Annotated in this window: 17 protein-coding genes; 5 read left to right on the forward strand and 12 right to left on the reverse strand. The window is 67.8% G+C overall.

The window, feature by feature from the left end; translation table 11 throughout:
• Window positions 1-180 precede the first annotated feature (180 nt).
• The 8 genes from BM172_RS21395 to BM172_RS21430 all read right to left on the reverse strand — a co-directional run bounded on the left by BM172_RS21395 (window position 181) and on the right by BM172_RS21430 (window position 8,584).
• On the reverse strand, window positions 181-1,641 hold the full coding sequence (locus tag BM172_RS21395; RefSeq protein WP_026633692.1) for a radical SAM/SPASM domain-containing protein: 1,461 nt from the start codon (window positions 1,639-1,641) through the stop codon (window positions 181-183).
• Window positions 1,638-2,393 carry a class I SAM-dependent methyltransferase gene (locus tag BM172_RS21400; RefSeq protein ID WP_026633691.1) on the reverse strand — a complete coding sequence of 252 codons (756 nt, stop codon included), beginning with the start codon at window positions 2,391-2,393 and terminating at the stop codon, window positions 1,638-1,640. Before BM172_RS21400 ends, BM172_RS21395 begins: the two co-directional genes overlap by 4 nt.
• The gene (locus BM172_RS21405) at window positions 2,394-4,580 is read right to left on the reverse strand and encodes a glycosyltransferase (protein WP_026633690.1); all 2,187 of its coding nucleotides are present in this window, start codon (window positions 4,578-4,580) and stop codon (window positions 2,394-2,396) included.
• Window positions 4,577-5,674, reverse strand: a complete 1,098-nt coding sequence (locus tag BM172_RS21410) for a hypothetical protein (RefSeq protein WP_143096575.1) — start codon at window positions 5,672-5,674, stop codon at window positions 4,577-4,579. The genes BM172_RS21405 and BM172_RS21410 overlap by 4 nt, the downstream gene beginning before the upstream one ends.
• Window positions 5,625-6,917: a non-hydrolyzing UDP-N-acetylglucosamine 2-epimerase gene (gene wecB / locus BM172_RS21415; protein WP_177218858.1), complete on the reverse strand. Its 1,293-nt coding sequence runs from the start codon at window positions 6,915-6,917 to the stop codon at window positions 5,625-5,627. Before wecB ends, BM172_RS21410 begins: the two co-directional genes overlap by 50 nt.
• A gap of 103 nt (window positions 6,918-7,020) precedes the next feature.
• The gene (locus BM172_RS21420; protein WP_231504121.1) at window positions 7,021-7,515 is read right to left on the reverse strand and encodes a gluconokinase; all 495 of its coding nucleotides are present in this window, start codon (window positions 7,513-7,515) and stop codon (window positions 7,021-7,023) included.
• 17 nt (window positions 7,516-7,532) lie between these two features.
• Entirely contained in the window at window positions 7,533-7,901 is a 369-nt protein-coding gene (locus BM172_RS21425) for a VOC family protein (protein ID WP_026633687.1), read from the reverse strand.
• A 74-nt stretch (window positions 7,902-7,975) separates the two neighbouring features.
• On the reverse strand, window positions 7,976-8,584 hold the full coding sequence (locus BM172_RS21430; RefSeq protein ID WP_026633686.1) for a TetR/AcrR family transcriptional regulator: 609 nt from the start codon (window positions 8,582-8,584) through the stop codon (window positions 7,976-7,978).
• Window positions 8,585-8,738: 154 nt separating this feature from the next.
• Here BM172_RS21430 and BM172_RS21435 point away from each other — a divergent pair, with 154 nt between their 5' ends.
• The 4 genes from BM172_RS21435 (at window position 8,739) to BM172_RS21450 (ending at window position 15,301) form a co-directional block, all read left to right on the forward strand.
• Window positions 8,739-9,866: an efflux RND transporter periplasmic adaptor subunit gene (locus BM172_RS21435; RefSeq protein WP_026633685.1), complete on the forward strand. Its 1,128-nt coding sequence runs from the start codon at window positions 8,739-8,741 to the stop codon at window positions 9,864-9,866.
• Window positions 9,863-13,060, forward strand: a complete 3,198-nt coding sequence (locus tag BM172_RS21440; protein ID WP_026633684.1) for an efflux RND transporter permease subunit — start codon at window positions 9,863-9,865, stop codon at window positions 13,058-13,060. The genes BM172_RS21435 and BM172_RS21440 overlap by 4 nt, the downstream gene beginning before the upstream one ends.
• Window positions 13,057-14,493: an efflux transporter outer membrane subunit gene (locus BM172_RS21445; RefSeq protein ID WP_051548337.1), complete on the forward strand. Its 1,437-nt coding sequence runs from the start codon at window positions 13,057-13,059 to the stop codon at window positions 14,491-14,493. The genes BM172_RS21440 and BM172_RS21445 overlap by 4 nt, the downstream gene beginning before the upstream one ends.
• Before the next feature lie 349 nt (window positions 14,494-14,842).
• A complete protein-coding gene (locus BM172_RS21450; RefSeq protein ID WP_026633683.1) occupies window positions 14,843-15,301 on the forward strand; it encodes a carboxymuconolactone decarboxylase family protein in 459 nt (152 codons plus the stop codon).
• A 39-nt stretch (window positions 15,302-15,340) separates the two neighbouring features.
• Here the strand turns inward: BM172_RS21450 and BM172_RS21455 are convergent, their stop codons facing one another.
• The 4 genes from BM172_RS21455 to BM172_RS21470 all read right to left on the reverse strand — a co-directional run bounded on the left by BM172_RS21455 (window position 15,341) and on the right by BM172_RS21470 (window position 19,964).
• Window positions 15,341-16,555, reverse strand: a complete 1,215-nt coding sequence (locus BM172_RS21455) for an AGE family epimerase/isomerase (protein WP_026633682.1) — start codon at window positions 16,553-16,555, stop codon at window positions 15,341-15,343.
• Entirely contained in the window at window positions 16,552-17,532 is a 981-nt protein-coding gene (locus tag BM172_RS21460) for a carbohydrate kinase family protein (protein ID WP_026633681.1), read from the reverse strand. The genes BM172_RS21455 and BM172_RS21460 overlap by 4 nt, the downstream gene beginning before the upstream one ends.
• 12 nt (window positions 17,533-17,544) lie before the next feature.
• On the reverse strand, window positions 17,545-18,795 hold the full coding sequence (gene fucP, locus BM172_RS21465) for an L-fucose:H+ symporter permease (RefSeq protein ID WP_231504132.1): 1,251 nt from the start codon (window positions 18,793-18,795) through the stop codon (window positions 17,545-17,547).
• A 116-nt stretch (window positions 18,796-18,911) separates the two neighbouring features.
• Window positions 18,912-19,964, reverse strand: a complete 1,053-nt coding sequence (locus BM172_RS21470; protein ID WP_026633679.1) for a LacI family DNA-binding transcriptional regulator — start codon at window positions 19,962-19,964, stop codon at window positions 18,912-18,914.
• 206 nt (window positions 19,965-20,170) lie between these two features.
• Here BM172_RS21470 and BM172_RS21475 point away from each other — a divergent pair, with 206 nt between their 5' ends.
• Entirely contained in the window at window positions 20,171-22,513 is a 2,343-nt protein-coding gene (locus tag BM172_RS21475) for a GH92 family glycosyl hydrolase (RefSeq protein ID WP_051548396.1), read from the forward strand.
• Window positions 22,514-22,592: the final 79 nt, after the last annotated feature.

Raw genomic sequence — 22,592 nt, forward strand, 5'->3', positions numbered from 1 at the left:
GTCATTCCTGCGCAGGCAGGAAGGTAGGTTGGGGTAAGCCGCAGGCGCACCCCAACGTTGCGGTGCGTATCGATGTGCCGACGTTGGGGTTCGCTGCGCTCACCCCAACCTACGCCGGCTCTTCGCTCGTCATTCCTGCCTGCGTCGGAATGACGGTGGAGAGGGCGACGCGCTGTTCCATCAACTCAAGCTCGCCTCCAGCAACGCCACCCCCAACTGCCGCGTATCCGCACTACCGCCACGCTCTTGCGGACAGAACGCCTGTGACGTCTCGAGCTCAAGAATGACCTGGCCCTCCGCCTGAATACGCCGATTGAACTGCGCCTCCATCATGCCCGCCCCATCGTTGCGCCAGGTCTTCAGCAGCACGCCATTGACCTTCAGGCTGAGCCGGTTGGCGTCAGCGGCGCCAGGCGGCAGCAGGCAGCGGAATTTCAATCGCGCGGCGCCATGGGCGGACAGCGCGAGCCTGGCCTGCCGGTGGCTCCAGAACACCGCCTCCTGCTCATCGCCGTGCCAGCCGTAGACCAGTGCCGAGCGCCCGCGGTCCGGCGCGTGCACGATTCGCGGTAGTGGTCGCGGCCTGGCGGCGAACTTGTAAGGGCAACCGCGGCACTTCGCGTCCCTGGCGTGGAAGTAGTCGTCGCGGAACTGCGCGTACGGCTGGCTGTTCCAGATCTCGCTGAAGCTCTGCTCGCCGAGCCGTCCCATCACGATCTGGTCGCGTGCCTCGCAGGTGACGACTTCGCCACCCGCCAGGACGTGCACAGTGTTCCATGGATCCTGTTCGCAACCATGGATCTGCGCGGCGGACTGCAAGGGCCACGGATAAGCGCAGGCGTCGTCGCTGAGCGGCGCGGGTTCGCGCAACTCCGGCGTGGAGACGTTGAAAGTGATGTCCTGGTGGCTTTGTCGAGCCGACTCGATGGTCCGGCGCAGGTCCGCCAGGAAGGACGGCTTGAGCCGCTCGCCATCCAGCTCTTCCTCGAAGGTTTCGGGAATCGGATCGCGCCGGATCACCGGATGGATATCGACGCGTGTGATGCCAAGCGCGGCCGCGTAATCCGCGACGGCCACGAGGTCGCCCAGGTTGCGCCGCATGGCGACGAAAGCGAAATCCAGTTCCATCGGCCGCCTGGCGGTTTTCGCCAGTCCGGCGATCCGCTCGATGCGCGCGCGCATCTCCTGCACGTTGCTGAAGCGATAGATTTCGCCGAAGCGCTGCTCGTCGAGGGTATGCAGCGAGACGGTCAGACGCGCCAGCCCCGCCTGCGCCAACCGCTCCACCCGATGCCAGGGCAGCGAGGCCAGCGCAGATACCAGCTCCACTCGTGCTCCAGTGGCTGACGCCAACTCGCAGGCCTCGACGATCTGCGGGTAGTGCGAGGACTCGCCGGAGTAGTTCAGCCGGATGATCTGCGGCTGGCCCAGTTCGCCGATCAGCTTCTCCAGCATCTCGAACTTCATGTGCTGGCCGTTGCCGCGCAGCAGCTTGCGCGAGCAGAAGACGCAGTCGAACGGGCAGCGCGAGGTCAGTTCGATCCAGACTACGCCGGGCATGGCCCGGGTGCGCAGCCGGGCCGGCGTGTCCTGGTTCGCCGGAAGCGTGAGCGGGCGCTGCGGCCAGACGAAGATAGTCATGCGGACCTCAGGGACAGGGTGATGAAGCGGGCGTCCTGTGCGGATGTCGACGCGCCGTAATCGAAGCTGCAGTCGGCCACCATCAGGCCGGCGCCACGCGCCAGTTCATGCAGTTCGGCGACTTCATAGGGCCGGATGACATCGGTGGTGTCGATGACGCGTTCGATCCGGCCGGTTTCGTCGCGCAGCACGTAGCGCCGTTCGATCCGGTGCCGGTGCTGGTCGAGCGACGTGATCTTCTTGCTGCGCTCCAGCGTGCCCTGGCGATGCGCACGCTGGTAATCGTGCTGGAAGTCGGTGAAGTGCCGCATCGGCTTGGGAATGAAGCTGTCGACGACCAGTTGTCCGCCGGGAGCCAGTCGCGCGCGCAGATCGCGCAGCAGGGCGACAGCCTGCGCCGGGTCCGACACGTAGGTGATCAGCGAATAGGCCAGGACGATGCAGTGGAAATGCCCGGCCAGGCCCAGTTCGCGCATATCCATCTGCGCGACCAGCGGCGCCGTGCCCTGTGCCCGCGCCTCGCTGCGCAGCTGCGCCAGCATGGGCAGCGAGCGATCGACGCCGGTGACCGCAAGGCCGGCGCGCGCCATGGGCAGCAGCACGCGCCCGGTGCCGCAGCCCAGTTCCAGCACCGGGCCGCCGGCCTGCCGCGCACGCTCGATGTACCAGGCGATATCGTCGAAGGGCATGCTCCGGCCCATGTCGGTCGCGTAGATATCGGCGATGTGGTCGTAGCTCCATGGCGTGGGCATCTAGGCCTCCAGCAACCGGGTGTACGCGTCGTCGAGCTGGCCGGCCGCGTATTGCCAGGTGTAGCGGTCCAGGCGCTCCAGGCCGCGCGACTCCTGCGCATGGCGCAGCGCTGGCGAATCCAGGAAGGCGGCGATCGGTTCGAGCATGCGGTCGATATCCGGCACCACGACCAGGCCATCGATGCCGTCGTCGGCAAAACCTCGTGCACCGTCGCGCGTGCTGACGCAGATGCGCCGGGCCAGCAGCGACTCGACCAGCTTTACCGAGGAACCCAGCACGTCGGTCAGCGGATTGATGGTGAGCGAGCACTGCGCGAGCCACGCCGCCGGGTCTTCGTAGGCGCCGCGCAGCTCGACACCGGCTTGCGCGAACAGCGGATGCCCGACCAGCGCCGGCTCCGCCGTCGCGCACAGGATGGTCAGCCGCAGTGCGGGAAAGCGTTGCTTCAACCCGGGCCAGCAGCGTTCGAGAAAGGCCAGGATGCCGCTGCGATTGGGTTCGTAGCGGAACGGGCCGAGAAACAGCAGATGGTGGTCGGGCGAGCGGGTGGCGCCGGTGCGCCGGTCCCTGGCGCCGTTGGCCACCAGCGTGGCCGGCAAGGGTGCCAGCCGGCGGCGGTCCGCTTCGGTGCAGGCGACGACCTGGTCGTAGCGCTGCAGCAGGGCGTGCAAGTCCGATCCGGCAGGATAGGGTTCCGCTTCGACGTCGTGCAGGGTGATGGCCCAGCGCGCGTGCGCGTCGCGGTCCTCCACCAGCCGGGCGAGTTCGGTGAATTCCACCTGCACGATATCCGGCGCGTAGACGGCGATCAGGCGCTTGAGCTGGGTGCGCAGTCCGCTCCAGGCATGGCGGTCGATCCGCGCGGCCAACGGCAGTGCCGCCTCGCCCGCGCCATCCTGGCGGCCCTCGACCAGGTGCACGGCGTAAAGCCGCCGATACCACGGCTTCGACGCTTCGCCATAGGCGGAGCGCTCGTCGGAAAGCAGGATGATGTCGTAGCGCTCGGCCAGGCCTTCGATCAGTTCCGCGATGCGGCGCGCGCCGCCATGTGCCGGCGGATACACCGCGAACGGCGAGACCAGCAGCACGCGCGGTCGGCGCACGCCGTCGGCGGCGACCGCGTTCGAATGCCATTCGTGCGAGCACAGCCCGTGATAGTGCAGGCCCTGTGCCCGCGCGCGGTTCACCGCGCTGCGCGCCTGCACGGCGCGCAGCGCCAGGCGCCATCCGCTCAGTTCGCGCCGGCTGTTCTTCGGCAGGGCGGCGATGCGATGGAACTGCATGCCCACCGCCTGCCCGGACAGACCGTTGCGCAGATCGAACAGCACGGCGTTGCGGCGGACGATGCGATCGATCTCCGCCGGCTCGTAGTACTTGCCGATGGTGCTGCGGTGATGGTGGTGCGCGTGCGACTCGGGACAGAACAGCACCTGCCATCCTTCGGCCCAGGCGCGCGCGCCCCAGTCGGCGTCTTCCCAATAGAATGGCGCGTAGTCGCGGGCTGCACGGACGTAGCGGCGAAGCAGCGCGGTGCGGTACAGCGAGGAGCCGCCGCCGGCATACAGATGCGCGCGGACCAGCGGGTCGGCCTCGGGGGTGCGATCGTAGAGCTCCGCATGCCCTTCGCGCGTATGGAAATCGCCCCAGCCGGTTTCCTCGCGCCGCCGCTGTGGATCGACGAAGAAGATCTGCGAGGCGACCGCGAACACCTCGGGCCGGCGATAGGCGAGCACCTTGGTCAGCGCGTCGGGCGCAAGCACCATGTCGCTGTTGAGCAGGTAACACCAGGCGTGGCGGACCAGGCCGAGCGCCGCGCCGATGGCGCGGCCGTAGCCCAGCGGCTCGTCGACGTAATGCCAGGTGGCGGCAGTGAACATCGTTTCCAGTTCGCGATAACCGGAGCGATCCACGCCGTTGACCAGCACGATGATCTCGTACGGTTCGTCCAGCGGTCTGCAGGCGTCGAGCAAGGCCTGCAAGGTCTGTTGCAGCCGATCCGGCGTGCCGCGTTCCGGGATCACGATGCTGAGGCCCGGCGCCGTCGTCGTGTCGCGCTCGCGGCGCGGCCATGGCGTCCGCCGCACGGGCCAGTGATCGGCCAGCCACAGGCCGGCGTACAGCGGCGCGAAGCGCCACATCGAGGGATGCGTCCACCAATGCCGCAGGCCACTGACCGGCGAGGTCATACCAGCAGCTCGGGGCGGATCATGCCGGCGTCGCCATCGCGCCCGGCGTACCAGCGCAAGGCCTGCTCGGCGAACATCGCCGTCCAGGTGTTGGCGGTGGCGGAGCCATGATCGGCATCGAGGCCGATCTGTCCCCAGGCATCGACCCGGGCGATCAGGCCTTGCGCGAGGCGTTCGAGCGAGGCGTCCCCGTCGGTATGGCCGTCCAGCTGGCGCAACAGCAATCCGAGCCGCAGCGCCTGGGCAGCGACGTCGTTGCGGTGCTTGGAGTGGCTGGCGGTGGCGTGCTCGGGCAGGGCGCCGTCGTGTCGCATGTGCGCGAGGCAGCCGGTGAGAATGCGGCGCGCGGCTATGTGCCCGGCGCGGCCGCAACGCGCCAGTCCTTCGGCGAAATAAAGCGTCGGATGCAGCAGGTCCGGCGCCGTGGGCTGGGCGGTCTGCAAGCTGTGCCGCAGCTGCCGGGCGCAGGCGGCGCTCAGTGCCTGATCTGCGTGCGTGGACTCGATGGCCGTGGTGGCTTTGAGCAGAAACGGGCCCGGCTGGGTCGACCAGCGCGAAGGCAGCGCCGCGCCGTCGGCGCGGGGACGGACCGCGTCGAGCGTGTCGTCGCGCACGAACTGCGCCAGCTTTCCGGCGAGGTTGGCGATCAGATCGGCGACGGGATGTTGCGCGGCATGTGCGGCCAAGCCGCGCAGCACCATCGCCAGATCGAAGAAGAACACCGCCTCGTTGCGCCAGTCGGCATGCGCGCCGGCGAGATGAATGCGCGTGGCGGGTATCGCATCGGCGTGGAATTCGCGCCGCACCCACGCGATACCGCGCGCCGCGGCTTCCGCCACTGTCGCGGGCGCGGCGTAGTGGCCCAGCCCCCGCAGCCACAGCAGGTAGTAGCCGGTGATCTCGGCGTAGACGTAGCTGGGCTGGCCCTGTTCGAAGCTGCCGGCCACGCCACCGGCATGCATGCCGTTCCGCAGCTGCGCCGGGCCCTGCAGCAACCAGTGGCGCAGCCGCGAGCTGGCCACCTCGGCGGCGGCGAGCGTGGCGTCAGACGGCGACGCCGCGGGGATGATTGTCGTAGCGATATCGGTGGCCACTCGAAGACCCTGTAGTCAGCAGTTGGAGCAGGTGATGGGCGATGCGTCGACCCGCGCGGCCATCGCCGTTGGGCGCGGCGTCGGTGAACGGGAGCGGGATGGGGCGGGGAGCGGCGAGCATGCGCGACGCGGCGCGGCAGAGATCCTCCCGCCGCAGGTCGAGCAGTGTGGCGCCGCCCAGCGCGGTTTCCTCCACGCGTTCGGTGTTCTGGCGCAGCAGCAGCAACGGAACGCCCAGGTGCGGGGCCTCTTCCTGGATGCCGCCGGAATCGGTGACGATCAGCGCCGAGCGCCGCAGCAGGGCGATGAACTGCGGGTAGTCGATCGACTCGGTCAGCTGGACGCGCGGACAGTCCGCCAGTTCGCGCGCCAGTTGCGCGCGGGTGGCGGGATGCGGTGGCAAGGGGCACACGACAACGAGGTCGTCGTGCGCGGCAAGCAGTCGCCTCACGGCGTTGCAGGCCTGCCGGATGCCGGCGCCACGGTTCTCGCGCCGGTGCAGCGTGAAGGTGAGTACCCGGTTCGATGCGGCGATGGGCAGCGGAGGGGCCGCGGGAGTTTGCTCCAGTTCGTTGCGCAGCAGGTCGATGATGGTGTTGCCGGCGTGCACCACCGATGCCGGGTCGATGCCTTCGCCATGCAGGTTGCGCACGGCCGACAGGGTCGGCGCGAAATGCAGGCGGGCGATGCGGCTGATCCGGCGGCGGAAGTGTTCTTCCGGGAACGGGCGGTATGGATGATCGGTGCGCAGGCCGGCCTCGACGTGGGCAAAGGCGATGCCGAGGTCGCGCGAGGCCAGCGCGGCGGCATAGGCGGTGGCGGTGTCGCCTTGCGCAAGCAGTACGTCGGGAGCCACGCGTTCGGCGGCATGGCGAATGCCCGCGCGCAATTCCTTGATGCTGGCGTAGAGCGATGCGCCCGCCATCTGTTCCGCCCGGATGTCGCAGCCGATTTCCAGCTGCGCGAGTGTCCGCTCGACGCTGGCCCGGTGCTGGCCGCTGTTCAACACGATCGGCACGCAGTCGGGGTACTGCCCGAGCGCGCGGCAGACGCTGGCCAGCTTCAGGCATTCCGGCCGTGTTCCCAGGACGATCAGCACCTTGCGGGGTACGGCACAGCGATTCAAGCAGAAGCTCCCTGGCGTGGGTCTGGCGGCGCCGGCACGGTCCTTCGGATGGCCGAAGCATTCTTGCAGTGCGTGCCGGACGACGGAAGTGACAGGCGCGCTGAGCTGCACCTCCATCCGGACGTCCTGGGCACCATAAATTGCAATGGCGGCCGTGACCACCATCGATCGCGCGAACTGCGGTGAGGATGGGACGGTTTTTACCCGGCGAAAGAAAATCTCAGCGCCACCAGGCCAGGACCGCATCGACGATCGAAGGCCATGGATCGGTGGCGTTGACGGTAAGTACGCGTGGTTCGCCGGTTGGCGTTTCCAGATCGCGGAACTGGCTTTCGATCAACGTGGCGGGCATGAAGTGGCCGGGGCGGTGGGATACGCGTTCGGCTGCCTCGGTCGGCGTCAAGGCCAGATACACGAAACCCACATCCGGTGCCGCGGCGCGCAAGGTGTCGCGATAGCGACGCTTGAGCGCCGAACAGGCGAGCACGGCGGTATCGCCGGTAGCAACCGTGCTCGCCAGTTCTTCGCCCAGGCGCGCCAGCCAGCCGGCGCGGTCGGCATCATCCAGCGGGATGCCGGCGCTCATCTTGCGGATGTTGCTTTGCGGGTGGAAGGCGTCGCCTTCGATCATGCGCGCGCCGGTGCGATTGCATATGGCCGCGCCCACGGTGGACTTGCCGCAGCCGGCCACGCCCATGACCACGACAGCCCGCATCGTCCGCGGCATGGCGGCTACAGGGACTCGCCCAGGTACAAGGTATGGCCCTGGTCGTCGCGGATGACGATCTCGCGTGTCCGCCACGGCGTCTCGTGCACGTCCTCAACCAATGGCACGCCAAGCGACTTGAGGCGCACGGCGGCTGCGGCGACATCCGTGGTCTGCAGATAGAGGTGAAGGTGCCCGCCTTCATCGACATAGTCGATGGAAGGATCCTTCTCATCCACGTGCTTGAGATGGATCAGCTGGTTCCCTGCGCGAAGACCGACGTAGAAATCCTCGTAGTTGAACTCGACTACGAAGCCCAGCTTTCGCGTGTAGAAATCGATCGATGCACCGATGTCGGTAGTACGCAGCTGCGGGGCAATGCCGGTGATGTTCATGAAGCCTCCGCGGGTGAAGTGATCCGATCGGGTCCGGTGGGCTTGGGACTGCCTTGAGCTCGGACGACGACGGCTTACTTGAAGAACGTCGCATTGAACATCACCGCCAAGGTCCGCATCGCCGCCTCGTCCGGCAGTTCCTTCGGGATCGTTTCGTTGAAGAAGCGCATGCCGTCGATCAGCGCCATGGTGCCGAAGGCGAGGTCCTTGGGCGGGGCGGGTGGCTCGGTGCCGAGCAGCTTGTAGAACTGCTCGATGATCGAGGCGATGTCGTCGCGCTTCTCCAGGCAGTAGGCGTTGAGCCGTGCGCGGAACTTGGCGTCGCGCAGGGCCAGCACGCGCGCCTCGGCCCACAGGATGAAGTTCTTCTCGTCGCGGTAGACCTGCACGTAGTACTGCGAGATCTGCTGCTGCATGTCGGCCATGGACAGCGGCGCATCGAGGATCTTCTGCAGGTCCTGCTGCACGCACTGGTGGTCCTGGCTGAGCAGGGCGATGAACAGGTCGGACTTGCTCTTGAAATTGGAATAGAACGCGCCGCGCGTATAGCCGGCGTGCGCGGCGATGTCCTCGACGCTGGCCGCGGCGAAGCCTTTCTTGGCGATCACGTGCGCGGCCGCCTCGAGCAGACGCTGGTTGGTCTGGTCGCGGCTTTCTTCGCGGGTCAGTCGTTTGCGGGCCATGCGGCATCCTAGCACGTAGGCCAAAAGTCATCATTTGAATGCTTTATTGAATTCAGATACATAACTGTATTAGAGTGCGTCGGCGTATCAAGGCGCCGGCCGCGACCAGGCCCCCGCCAGGACTCCCCATCCCCGTCTCACCAGGAGTTGGCTCGTGACCTACCCACTATTCACGGCGGGTGCCCGCCGCACGGCGGCTTGGCTGGCCACCGCCGCGGCGCTGGCGCTGCTGGCCGGCTGCGGCCGCCAGGCCCCGGAAGCCGAGGCCGCGCGTCCGGTGATCGCGCTGCCCGCGCCGGCCGCCGACGGCACGCAGACCCTGCGTTTCCCCGGCGAGATCCACGCCCGCTACGAGATGCCGCTGGCCTTCCGCGTGCCCGGCCAGCTGATCGGCCGCGAGGCGCGCCTGGGCGACACGGTGAAGAAGGGCCAGGTGCTGGCTCGGCTGGACGATGCCGACGCCGGCAAGAACGAAGCCGCCGCCCGCGCCGCGCTGGACGCGGCCGCGCACCGCCTGGACTACGCCACCCGGCAGCGCGACCGCGACGAGGCCCAGGCCGGGGAAAACCTGATCAGCCAGCTGCAGCTGGAGCAGACGCGCGACGCCTATGCGTCCGCGCTCGCCGCGCAGACCCAGGCCAAACAGCAGTACGAGCTCTCGCGCAACCAGAGCCGCTACACCACCCTGGTGGCCGACCGCGATGGCGCCATCACCAGCGAACACGCCGAAGTCGGCCAGGTGCTGGCGGCGGGGCAGGCGGTGTTCGGCTTCGCCTGGTCGGGCGAGCGCGACGTCTATGTGGACGTGCCGGAGGCGCGCGTCGGCGCCGTCAGGCCGGGCCAGGCGGCGCAGGTCAGCCTGCTTTCGGTGCAGGGCACGCCGCTCGCCGCGCATGTGCGCGAGGTGGCGCCGGCGGCCGATCCGCAGACGCGCACCTACCGCGTGAAGCTCGGCCTCGATGCGCCCGATCCGCGCGTGCGCTTAGGTATGACCGCCGACGTCGCGCTCGGCGCCGAAGCGAGCGCGGCGAAGGCGGTGCGCCTGCCGGCCACTGCGTTGTTCCATCAAGGCGAACATCCGGCGGTATGGGTCGTACGCCCCGCCGATGCGACGCTCGAACTGCGCCCCGTCACCGTGCTGCGCTACGGCGAGCGCGACGTGCTGGTCGGCACCGGCCTGGCAGCCGGCGAGCGCGTGGTAATGCAGGGCGTGCACGCGGTCAGCGCCGGCGAGAAGGTGTCGCCGATGGCGCCGCCGCATGCCGAGGACAGCCCGCTATGACGCAGCTGCCCGCACCCGAGAGCGGCCACGAGGAAGGCCGCTTCAATCTCTCCGCCTGGGCGCTGCGCCACCAGTCCTTCGTGATCTTCCTGATGGTGATGATCACGGTGTTCGGCATGCTGTCGTACAGCCGGCTGTCGCAGTCGGAGGACCCGCCGTTCACCTTCAAGGTGATGGTGATCCAGAGCTTCTGGCCCGGCGCGGATGCGAAGCAGGTGCAGGACCAGGTCACCGACCGCATCTCGCGCAAGCTGCAGGAAACGCCGTCGATCGACTTCCTGCGCAGTTATTCGCGCCCAGGCGAATCGCTGATCTTCTTCAATATCAAGGATTCCGCGCCGGCCTCCAGCGTGCCCGATACCTGGTACCAGGTGCGCAAGAAGGTCGGCGATATCCGCGCGCAGCTGCCGCCGGGCGTGCAGGGGCCGTTCTTCAACGACGAATTCGGCGACGTCTACACCAATATCTATGCGCTGGAAGGCGACGGCTTCACGCCGGCGCAGCTGCACGACTACGCCGACCAGCTGCGCGCGGAACTGCTGCGCGTGCCCGGCGTGGGCAAGGTGGATTTCCTCGGCGACCAGAACCAGCGCATCACCATCGAGATCCCGAACGCGCGCCTGTCCAAGCTGGGCATCAGCCCGCAGCAGATCGCCGAGGCGATCAATGCGCAGAACGCGGTGGCCTCGGCCGGCGTGATGAGTACGGCGGACGACCGCGTGTATGTGCGACCGAGCGGCCAGTTCAGCGATGTCGCCGCGCTGGAGAACACCTTGCTGCGCGCCGGCGGCCAGAGCTTCCGCCTTGGCGATATCGCCACCATCCGTCGAGGCTACGACGATCCGCCCGGGCAGCAGGTGCGCTTCATGTCGCAGCAGGTACTGGGCGTGGGCATCACCATGCAGCCCGGCGGCGACGTGATCCATCTCGGCAAGGCGCTGGACGAGGCCACGGCCAGGTTGCAGAAGCGTCTGCCGGCCGGCCTGAAACTGGCCGAAGTCACCAGCATGCCGCACGCCGTGGCGCATTCGGTGGACGACTTCCTGGAATCGGTGGCCGAGGCAGTGGCGATCGTGCTGCTGGTCAGCCTGCTCAGCCTGGGCCTGCGCACCGGCATGGTGGTGGTGATCTCGATTCCCTTCGTGCTGGCCGCCACCGCGCTGTGCATGGAGCTGATGGGCATCGGCCTGCACAAGGTCTCGCTCGGCACCCTGGTGCTGGCGCTGGGCTTGCTGGTGGACGATGCGATCATCGCGGTGGAGATGATGGCGGTGAAGCTGGAGCAGGGCTGGAGCCGCACGCGCGCCGCCGCCTTCGCCTACACCAGCACCGCGTTTCCGATGCTCACCGGCACGCTGGTCACGGTCTCCGGCTTCCTGCCGATCGCATTGGCCAAGTCCGGCACGGGCGAGTACACGCGCTCGATCTTCGAGGTGTCGGCGATCGCGCTGCTGCTGTCCTGGCTGGCCGCGGTGATCGTGATTCCGCTGCTGGGCTATCACTTCCTGCCGGAGCATCACGCGCGCGTGCAGCCGGGCAGCGAATGGTGGGCGCGCTTCATGCCGGCGCGCTGGAACGAGGCGCGGCGTGCGAATGCGAAGACGCGGCCCGAGCACGGCGGCGATATCGAGATCTACGACACCGCGTTCTACCAGCGCTTCCGCCGCATGCTCCACTACTGCCTGACGCACCGCGTGCTGGTGCTGGTGGTGACCGTGGTGCTGTTCGTGGTGTCGATGGCGGGCTTCGGGCTGGTGCCCAAGCAGTTCTTTCCGAGCTCCGACCGTCCGGAGTTGCTGATCGACCTGCGCCTGCCCGAGGGCGCCTCGTTCGACGCCACCCTGGTCCAGGTCAAGCGCATGGAGCAGGTGCTGAAGGACCGCAAGGAAGTGGCCAACTACGTCAGCTTCGTCGGCAGCGGCGCGCCGCGCTTCTATCTGCCGCTGGACCAGCAGCTGGGCCAGCCGAACTTCGCGCAGTTCGTGGTGACCGCCAAGGACGTGGAGCAGCGCGAAGCGCTGGCCAAGGCGCTGGACAGTGTGCTCGCGCACGATTTCAGCGCCGTGCGCACCCGCGTCAGCCGGCTGGAGAACGGGCCGCCAGTCGGCTTCCCGGTGCAGTTCCGCGTGAGCGGCGACGATATCGCCACGGTGCGCGGCATCGCCGAGAAGATCGCCACCGTGATGCGCGCCGACCCGCGCACGCGCAACGTGCAGTTCGACTGGGACGAGCCGGCGGAGCGCTCCGTGCGCTTCGATATCGACCAGGCCGCCGCGCGCCGGCTGGGCGTGAGCTCACAGGACGTGGCCGACTTCCTCGCCATGTCGCTGTCCGGCACCACGGTCACGCAGTACCGCGAGCGCGACAAGCTGATCGGCGTCGACCTGCGCGCGCCGAAGAGCGAGCGCGTGCAGCCGGACCAGATCGAACGGCTGGCCTTGCCGACGCCGGGTGGCGCAGCCATTCCGCTGGCGCAGCTCGGCAAGGTGCACTACGGCCTGGAGTATGGCGTGATCTGGGCGCGCGACCGCCAGCCTTCGATCAATGTGCAGTCCGATACGCGCAACGGCGCGCAGGGCCTGGATGTGACCAATGCCATCGACGCCAAGCTTGGCGAGCTGCGCAAGGGCCTGCCGGTCGGCTATCGCATCGAAGTGGGCGGCTCGGTGGAGCAGAACGCCAAGGCGCAGGGTTCGATCAACGAGCAGATGCCGCTGATGGTGATCGCCGTGCTGACCTTGCTGATGATCCAGCTGCAGAGCATCGGCCGCACCTTCATGGTGGTGCTCACCGCACCGCTGGGGCTGATCGGCGTGATTGCCTCGCTGCTGCTGTTCCGCCAGCCGTTCGGCTTCGTCGCCATGCTGGGCACCATCGCCATGTTCGGCATCATCATGCGCAACTCGGTGATCCTGGTGGATCAGATCGAGCAGGATATCCGCGACGGGCATTCGCGCTGGGAGGCCATCGTCGGCGCGACGGTGCGGCGCTTCCGGCCGATCACGCTGACCGCGGCGGCGGCCGTGCTGGCGCTGATTCCGCTCCTGCGCAGCAACTTCTTCGGGCCGATGGCCACCGCGCTGATGGGCGGCATCACTGTCGCCACCATCCTCACCCTGTTCTACCTGCCGGCGCTGTACGCCGTGTGGTATCGCGTCCGATCCGATGAGCAGCCGAAGGAGGTCACGCCATGAGGCGCATTGCACACGTGGCCGCGATGGGCGTGGTGGTCGTCCTGGCCGGATGTTCGTTCGCACCCGCGGCAAAGCCGCCGAAGGCGCCCGAGCCGGAACATTACGTCGTGGCGCCGACGCCGTCGGCGAGCGCGGAAGCGGGCGGCGTCGCGCAGCGTTTCAGCCTCGGCCAGCGCGCGGTACCGGAGTGGTGGAAAGCTTACGGGTCGGCGAAGCTCGATGCGTTGGTGGATGAAGGCCTGCAGCGCAGTCCTTCGCTGGAAGCTGCGCGCCACACGCTGGAGTCGGTGCGACAGCAATATCGGGCCGTCGTCGGCGATGCGCTGTGGCCGTCGCTCGACGCGGGCGGGCAGGTGACGCGCGAGCGGGCGCTGGGCCTGCCGAACCTCGGCAAGCCGACCAATATCTACAACGTGTATGCCGGCCAGCTGCAGCTGAGCTACGACTTCGATCTGTTCGGGGTGTCGCGCAACCAGGTGAAGCAGGCGGCGGCGCAGGTGGATGCGCAGTCCTATCAGTTCGATGCGGCGCGGCGTGCGCTGGCGGCGAATATCGTGATCTCTGCGGTGACGGCGTCGGCCTTGGCGGAGCAGGTCGAGGCGACCGAACGGCTGGCGGCCCTGGCGCGCGAGCAGGTCGAGCTGACCGGCAAGGCGTATCGCCTGGGCGCGGCGGCGAACGAAGACCTGCTCGCGGCGCAGCGCAACGCGGCCACCATCGAAGCCAGCCTGCCGGGCTTGCGTGCGCAGGCCTTGCGCGAGCGCCATGCCTTGGCGGTGTTGCTGGGCCGTACGCCGGATCAGGCGCCGGAAGTCCTGCCCCTGGCGGAGCTGAAGCTGCCGGCCGACGTGCCGGTATCCGTACCGTCGGAACTGCTGCAACAGCGGCCGGATGTGTTGGCGGCCGAGGCCACGGTGCGTGCGGCATCGGCCGAGGTCGGCGTGGCGACGGGCAATCTGTTTCCGCAGCTGTCGCTGTCGGCATCGTTCGGTTCGGCGGCATTCGATCGCAGCAAGCTGTTCACCGGCGCCAGCACGATCTGGGGCGCGACGGCATCGCTGACGCAGCCGCTCTTCCATGGCGGCGCACTATGGGCGCAGCGCAAGGCGGCGATCGCTTCCTACGATGCGTCGCTGGCGCAGTATCGGCAGACGGTGCTCGGGGCGTTCCAGAATGTCGCCGATGCGCTCACCGCGTTGGAGCAGGATGCGCTGGCCTTGCAGGCAGCGCAGAACGGTGCGAATGCGGCGAAGCAGTCGTTCGACGATGCGCGCAACAGGTATCGGCTTGGCGCGACTTCGTATCCATTGACGCTGGCCGGCGAGCAGCGCTGGCAGAACGCACGGGTGCAGCAGATCCAGGCGACGGCGCAGCGATTGGTGGATACGGCGGCGTTATTCCAGGCGATGGGCGAACCTTCCGCCGCGAAGTGATGCGTAGGTTGGGGTGAGCCGAAGGCGAACCCCAACATGGCCGCCACGCCTGTTGGGGTTCGCCTTCGGCTCACCCCAACCTACGCAGGGTTTCTTCTCCGCCTGAACTTTTACGGCGTCTATATGCCTAACCACCCGCGCCGAATCGCTTCTTTACGGACGAGCGGCGCATCCTTCCCACTCGATGCCGCGAAGGCTTGCGACCGGAGGCCACGGGTCGGGTACGCGGGCAGCGCCCTGTACCCGCGGCTCCGGCCGCAAACCTTCGCGGCATCGCTGCATGCATTCGCGCTCAGGCGAAAACGTCGTACGCTGGCCAAGCCATTCGACGGACCCTGAGGAAACGCATATGAGCAAGCGATTGGACTACGGCCAGGTCGCGCCCGGCGGCGTCAAGGCATTGGGCGGCGTCTACGGTTATGTCACGCAGAGCGGTCTGTCGCCGGTCCTGGTGGACCTGGTCTATCTGCGCGTCTCGCAGATCAACAACTGTGCGTACTGCCTGGATATGCACACGCGCGATCTGCTGAAGAAGGGCGTGAAGGTGGAGAAGCTGGCGTTGCTGCAGGCGTGGCGCGAAGCGGGCGCGCTGTTCGACGAGCGTGAGCAGGCGGCGTTGGCGTGGGCGGAGTCGGTGACCCGCGTTGCCGAGACGGGCGTGCCCGATACGGACTATGCAGCGGCGCGCAAGCTATTTGACGAGCGCGAACTGGTGGATCTCACCATCGCCATCGGCCTGATGAATACCTACAACCGGATGGCGATCAGCTTCCGCAATACGCCGCAGGCGGTACTGGATCAATCGTAGGTTGGGGTTCGCCGTTGGCTCACCCCAACCTACGCCGGCTCAGGGCTTGCCGCCGGCGCGGATGAGTTCCATCACCTCGTAACAAGCCCCCATCGTGTGGTAATCCACCTTCCCCGCGGGGCTCTTCTCATCGTCATACTTGCGATTGTCACGAGTAAGAATGCGGAACCACGCACCGTACTTGTGATCGACGAAGTGCTCCCACGAGTACGCCCACAACTTCTGGTACCACTCGTCGTACTTCGCCTCGCCGGTGCGCGCATGCAGCAGCGCCGCCGCGGCCAGCGACTCGGCCTGCACCCAGAAATACTTGTCGTCGTCGCACACCGTGCCATCCGGCGCGAAGCCGTAGGCCATGCCGCCATACTGCTGGTCCCAGGAACGGTCCAGCGCGACGTCGAACAGATGCTGTGCCGTCGGCACCAGCCACTTCTCCTCGCGGTTGCGCTCCAGCAGCAGCGGTTCGAGGATCAGCAGCAGCTTGGCCCATTCGGTCTGGTGGCCGGGCTGGAAGCCCCAGGGACGGAACAGGTGCTTGGGATTGTCGAGGTTGTATTTCCAGTCGATGTTCCACTCGACGTCGTAGTGCTCCCACACCAGTCCCTCGGCCTTGGCGGCCTGGCGGCGGGTCATGTGGTCGGCCAGCGTCAGCGCGCGCTCCAGGTAGCGCGGCTCGTCGCTGGCCTGGTAGGCCGCGAGCATCGCCTCGCACATGTGCATGTTGGCGTTCTGGCCGCGGTAGCCGCTGAAGTTCCAGTGCTCGTCGGCCTCGTCGCGGTACAGGCCGAAGCCGGCGTCCCAGTAGCGCTTTTCCAGCAGCTCCCAGGTCTCGTCCATCCACGGGCGCACTTCGTCGATGCCGGCCTTGAGCGCGGTGGAGTAGGCCAGCAGCACGAAGGCCACGCCATAGGCGTGGTAGGTGCGGTCTTCCGGCTTGCCGTCGCGGATGGTCCAGGCATAGCCGCCGCTGCTGGCGTCGCGATGCACCTCACGCAGGTAGCGCAGGCCGTGGCGGGCGGCGTCGAGGTATTCGGCGCGCTTGTCCTCGAATTCGCGCGCGGCCATCGCGTAGTTGAAGATGAAGCGCGTGCTGCTCACCAGGTGGCGATGGCTGCGGTCGTAGATCGTGCCGTCGTCCTTGTAATAGTGAAAGAAGCCGCCGGCCGGATCGATCGCGTGCGGATGGTAGAAGGCCATGGTGTGCGCGATGTGTTCGCGCAGGAAGCGTTCGGAACGGAAGTCGGGGAAATTCATGCGTGGGAATCCATGAAGGCGAGCACCTCGGCTTCGTCCGGCATGGCGGCGAACGAACCCAGGCGGGTAACAGTGAGCGCGCCGCAGGCGGCGGCGAAACGCAGCATGGCGTGCAGGCGCGGCAGTTCGGCGACCAGGTGGTCGAGCTGGTCCGCGCCTTTCTCCACCGTGGCCAGGCGATGCAGAAGGCCGCCGACGAAGGCGTCGCCGGCGGCGGTGCTGTCCACCGTGGGCACGGCGTAGACCGGCATTTCGCCGGAGGCGTCCGGATGGAACCAGCGCAGCGTGCGCGAGCCGTCGGTCACCACCAGCAGGCGCGCGCGGCCGGCCCACAGGCGGTCGAGCGTGGCTTCCTCGCCTTCGTCGCCGGCCAGCCAATGGAATTCTTCCGCGCTCAGCTTGACCACGTCGGCCAGGTGCAGCGCCGGCCACAGTTCGTCGTGCGAGGCGCTCTGGTTCGGCCACAGCGCGGGGCGCAGGTTGAGATCGAAGCTGACCCAGGCGCCGGCGGTATGCGCGCGGCGCATGCCTTCGCGGGTCGCTTCGGCCAGCGCCGGCTCGGTCATGCTGTTGGAGCAGACGTGGAACACCGCCGCGCCGCGGAAGCTCTCCGCGCGGAAATGCTCGGGCCGGAACAGCAGGTCGGCCGAGGGCGGGCGATAGAAGCTGAAGCTGCGCTCGCCATGGCTGTCCAGCGCGACGAAGGCCAGCGCGGTGTTCGCCTCGCCGGTGCGCGCGACGCCAGCGGTATCGACGCCGGCGCGGCGCAGGCTGTCCAGCAGGAAGTCGCCGAACATGTCCTGCCCGAGCATGCCGGCGAACGCCGCCGGTCCGCCCAGCCGCGCCACCGCGACGGAGACGTTGGCCGGCGCACCGCCGGCAAAGGGAATGAAGCTGCGCGGAAAGCCCTGCGCGTCGCGGCCTTCGGCGTGGAAGTCGATCAGGGCTTCACCGAAGCACAGAATATTGCGTGGCATCGAAAGGGGATCTCAGTGGGTGGCGGCGACTGGGGTGTCGCTCTTGATGCGCGAGCCGTAGAGGCCATAGAAAACAATGTAGGCGTAGCACAGCAGCGGCAGGAAGAAGGCATGCTGCACGCCGATGTGATCGGCGAACAGGCCCTGCACGAACGGCACGATGGCGCCGCCGACGATGGCCATGATCAGCAGGCTCGACGCTTCACCGGTCATCGGACCCATCCGCTCGATGCCGAGCGAGAAGATGGTCGGGAACATGATCGAGTTGAACAGGCCGATCGAGACCACGCTGTACATCGCCACCGTGCCCTTGGTCATCATGGTGGTCAGCACCAGTGCCATGTTGATCGCGGCGAAGATTGCCAGCAGCTTGCGCGGCGACAGTTTGGCCAGCAGCGCCGAGCCGATGAAGCGGCCGATCATCGCGCCGAGCCAGTAATAGGCGACCCAGTTCGCGGCGGCCTGCTCGCTCATGTTGCCGATGTCGGGCATGGACAGGTAGTTGACCAGGAAGCTGCCGATCGCCACCTCGCCGCCGACATAGAAGAAGATCGCCAGCACGCCGAACAGCACGTGCGGATGGCGCAGCGGGCTGACCAGGGAGTGCTGCTTTACGCTGGCCTGCTCGGTCTTCTCGGTCAGCGCAGGCAGGCGGAACAGATAGACGAATACCGCCAGCAAGAACAGCACGATGGCCAGGCCCAGGTAGGGGCCTTGCACGGTCTGCGCTTCCTGCACGCGATACGCTACCTGCTCGGCGGGCGAGAGCTTGGCGATCTGCTCGGCGCTCAGCACCGCGGCCGACAGGATCAGCAGGCCGCCGAACTTCGGCGCCAGGAAAGTGCCCAGCGAGTTGAGCGCCTGCGCCAGGGTGAGACGGCTGGAGGCGCTCTTCTCAGGACCCAGCAGCGCAACGTAGGCATTGGCCGCCACCTGGAGCACGGTGATGCCGGTGGCCAGCACGAACAGCGCGCCGAGGAAAGCCGGATAGAAATGCATCGCCGCGGCGGGCCAGAAACCCGCGGCGCCGACGCCGGCAACGGCAAGGCCTGCGACGATGCCCTTCTTGTAGCCCAGCCGCGCGACCAGCAGGCCGGCCGGCAGCGACATCAGGAAATACGCGCCGAAGAAGGTGAACTGCACCAGCATCGCCTCGGCGTAGTTCAGCTTGAACACGGCCTTGAGATGCGGAATCAGGATGTCGTTGAGGCAGGTGAGGAAGCCCCACATGAAGAAGATGCTGGTGAGCACCCCCATCGCCATCGGGTAATCGGTGTAGCGCTCCCTGGCCGCCCCGGGGAGCGAAGTTTTCGATGGGGCGGGTGGTGCGGCGAAGGCCATGGGTGAGGTTCCTCGGATACGAGTGGAATCGAGCGCGGTCAGGTCGGGCGCGGTGCGCCGCTGCTTTCGCGCACCACCAGCGTCACCTGCGCGACGGTGGTGGTGGCGTCGGCCTGCGGCTTGCGCAGGCGGGCGAGCAGCAGCTGCGCGGCCTGGCGGCCGCGCGCGCGCGGATCGGTGGCGAGCGTGGTGAGCGGCGGCATGCTGAAGGCCGCCTCGGCGATATCGTCGAAGCCGGTGAGCGCGAAATCGCGGCCCGGCTGGATGCCGCGCTGGTTGAGGCCGAGCATCAGGCCCAGCGCCACCGCGTCGTTGTAGCAGACCGCCGCGGTGGGCGCGGGCTTGGCGGCGAACAGCTCGGCGCAGGCGCGCGCGGCGTCCATGCGCGTCGGCATCGTTTCGACGCGCCAGCGCGGCGCGATCGGCAGGCCCGCCGCATTCATCGCTTCCACATAGCCGGCATGGCGCTGGCGGCAGGAACTGGAATCGCTGTGACCGCCGAAGAAGGCGATGCGCTTGTGGCCCTGCGCGATCAGGTGCTCGGTGGCGAGCCTGGCGCCGTGCTGGTTGTCCAGCATCAGCCGGTCCCAGTGCGCGTATTCGGGCAGGTTGCCGCCGAGTTCGCGGTTGAACAGCAGCACCGGCGTCTGCGCGCCCACGGCGGCGAGCACGCGTTCGGCGGCGCTGCCTTCGGCGGGCGACAGAATGATTCCGCCCGGGCCGTGTTCGATCAGCGAGCTCAACACCGCCTGCTCGCGCTCCACCGATTCGCCGGTGCTGCCGAGCAGGGTGACGAAGCCGGCCTGGCCGAGCGTTTCATCCACGCCCGCGGCGAATTCGGCGAAGAACGGATTGCCCAGTTCATTGAGCACCAGCGCGATGCTCGACGAAGTGCGCCGGCGCAGATTCGCGGCGGCGCGGTTGTAGACGTAGCCCTGCTTGCGCAGTTCTTCTTCCACGCGGGCGCGGGTGTGCTTGTTCACCAGCGGGCTGCCGCGCAGAACCAGCGACACGGTGGCACGCGACACGCCGCAACCGGCGGCGATGTCGTTCAAGGTGATCTTGCGTCGGATCGAAGTCGAGCTTTCCATGGTTCTCGCGGCCATTAGAACGATCCAAAAGTAGTCGATTCGCCAAGGATAGTGATCTCGCAGTGCAGCATGCACCGGCCATCGGTGGGGTGTTAGCTTCGGGAGTTTGGAACGATCCAAACTTGCCGGCCAGGAAGGTCGACCAAGCAACAGGCGCCTCGGTCGACCGGAATTCCGCCGCAAACCACCGTCCAGGGGAGATGCCGATGGTCAAGTTTCCGTTTAAGCCGGCTTTCGCGCCCGCCGCGCTGGCGCTGGCCCTGTCGCTGGCCGCGAGTGCCGGCCACGCCGCCGACGCCGGCCATGCCGCGGAGGTCGATCCGCGCATCGGCACCGGCGGCGACGGCCATACCTTCCCTGGCGCCACGGTGCCGTTCGGCATGATCCAGCTGTCGCCCGACACGGCCATGCCGGACTTCAAGCACGCCTACAAGTGGGCGGCGGGCTATCAGTACGGCGATACCAGTCTGCTCGGCTTCTCGCATACGCATTTCTCCGGCTCCGGCCATTCGGACCTGGGCGACGTGCTGGTCATGCCGGTCGCCGGCGAGCCGAAGCTGGATCCGGGCGACCCGGCCCAGCCGGGCAGCGGCTACCGCTCGCGCTTCAGCCACGACAGCGAGAAGGTCGAGGCGGGCTATTACGCCGTCACCCTCAGCGACTACCAGGTGCGCGCCGAGCTCACCGCCGGCCGCCGCGTCGGCTGGCACCGCTACAGCTTCCCCGCCGGACAGCCGGCGCACCTGCTGCTGGACCTGCGCCCGAGCATCTACGACTACCCGGGCAAGGTGCTGTGGTCGTCCCTGCGCGTGCATCCGGACGGCGCCGTCACCGGCTGCCGCCAGACCCGCGGCTGGGCGCCGGGGCGCGAGCTGTGCTTCGCCATGCGCTTCTCGCAGCCGCTGGCGGCGCGCCATCTGTACGACCGCGAGACCGACGTCGCCTACAAGGGCTTCAAGGGCCCCGGCCACCAGCCGGAGGACCGGGACGCGCAGCAGGGCCGCGCCATCGTCGGCGTGTTCGACTTCGGCCAGCTCAAGCAGCCGCTGCAGGTGAAGGTGGCGATCTCGCCGGTGAGCGAGGCCAACGCGCTGGCCAATCTCGACACTGACGGCAAGGGCTGGGATTTCGACGCCCGCCGCGCCGAGGCGCGCGCCGCGTGGGACCAGGCGCTGTCGGTGGTCGACATCGATGCGCCGAAGACCGAGCGCACCAGCTTCTACACCTCGCTGTACCACGCGATGCTGTCGCCCACGCTCAGCATGGACGTCAACGGCGACTACCGCGGCCCCGACAACGCCGTGCACCGCGCGCAGGGCTTCGAGTTCCATTCGACCTGGTCGCTGTGGGATGTGTACCGCGCGCAGCAGCCGCTGATGGTGCTGTTGCAGCCGCAGCGCAGCGTGGACTTCGTGCGCTCGCTGATCGCCGCGCGCGAGGCCAGCCCGTTCGGCATCCTGCCGGTGTGGGCGTACCAGGGCCTGGAGACCTGGTGCATGATCGGCTACCACGCCGTGCCGGTGATCGCCGACGCTTATGTGAAGGGCATCCGCGGCTTCGACGCCAAGGCCGGCCTCGACGCCATGGTGGCCAGCGCCACCTACGCGCCCTACGGTGGCCTCGGCGAGTACATGCAGCGCGGCTACGTGCCGATCGACAAGGAGCCCGAGGGCGCCTCCAAGACGCTGGAATACGCCTACGACGACTGGACCATCGCGCAGATGGCCAAGGCCATGGGCCGCGGCGACGTCGCCGCCACTTTCGCCAAGCGCGCCGGCAACTGGCGCAACGCCTACGACGCCAAGACCGGCTTCATGCGCGCGCGCAAGACCGACGGCGCGTTCCGCGAGCCGTTCAATCCCGACGTCGCCGGCTATGGCAGCGACTACACCGAGGGCAATGCCTGGCAGTACTCCTGGTATGTGCCGCAGGACGTGGCCGGGCTGATCGCGGCGATGGGCGGCGACCAGGCTTTCGTCGGCAAGCTCGACAGCGTGTTCGACGCCAAGGTCGATCCCAAGCAGTTCGCCCACGTCGAAGACATCACCGGCCTGATCGGCTGGTACGCCCACGGCAACGAACCGAGCCATCACCTGGCCTATCTGTACGACTACGCCGGCGCGCCCTGGCAGACCCAGAAGCGTCTTAAGCAGATCATGGACAGCCAGTACGCGCCGCGTCCGGACGGCCTGGCCGGCAATGATGATCTCGGCCAGATGTCGGCCTGGTACGTGTTCACCGCGCTGGGTTTCTATCCGGTCGCGCCTGGCAGCGACGAATACGCCATCGGTCGCCCGTTCGTGGCGAAGGCCACGCTGCACCTGCACGACGGTAAGCGCTTCACGGTCTCGGCGGCGCCGTTCGACGATGCCCATCCCTATGTCGGCGAGGTGACCCTCAACGGCAAGCCGCTGGACCGGGTGTTTCTGCGTCACGGCGAGATCCTGGCCGGCGGCGAGCTGCACTTCCGCATGCAGGCACAGCCGAACCGGAACTGGGGCCAGGCGGCTGAGGCAAGGCCGGCGTCGATGAGTGCGTACGCACGGTGAGCTTCAAGCTGGAGTCCTTCTCCCGTCGGGAGAAGGTGGCGGCAGCCGGATGAGGGTACGGGCGGAGCGGTGCGCATCA

It is taken from the genome of Dyella marensis (assembly GCF_900112865.1).
Classification (GTDB): domain Bacteria; phylum Pseudomonadota; class Gammaproteobacteria; order Xanthomonadales; family Rhodanobacteraceae; genus Dyella_D; species Dyella_D marensis_A.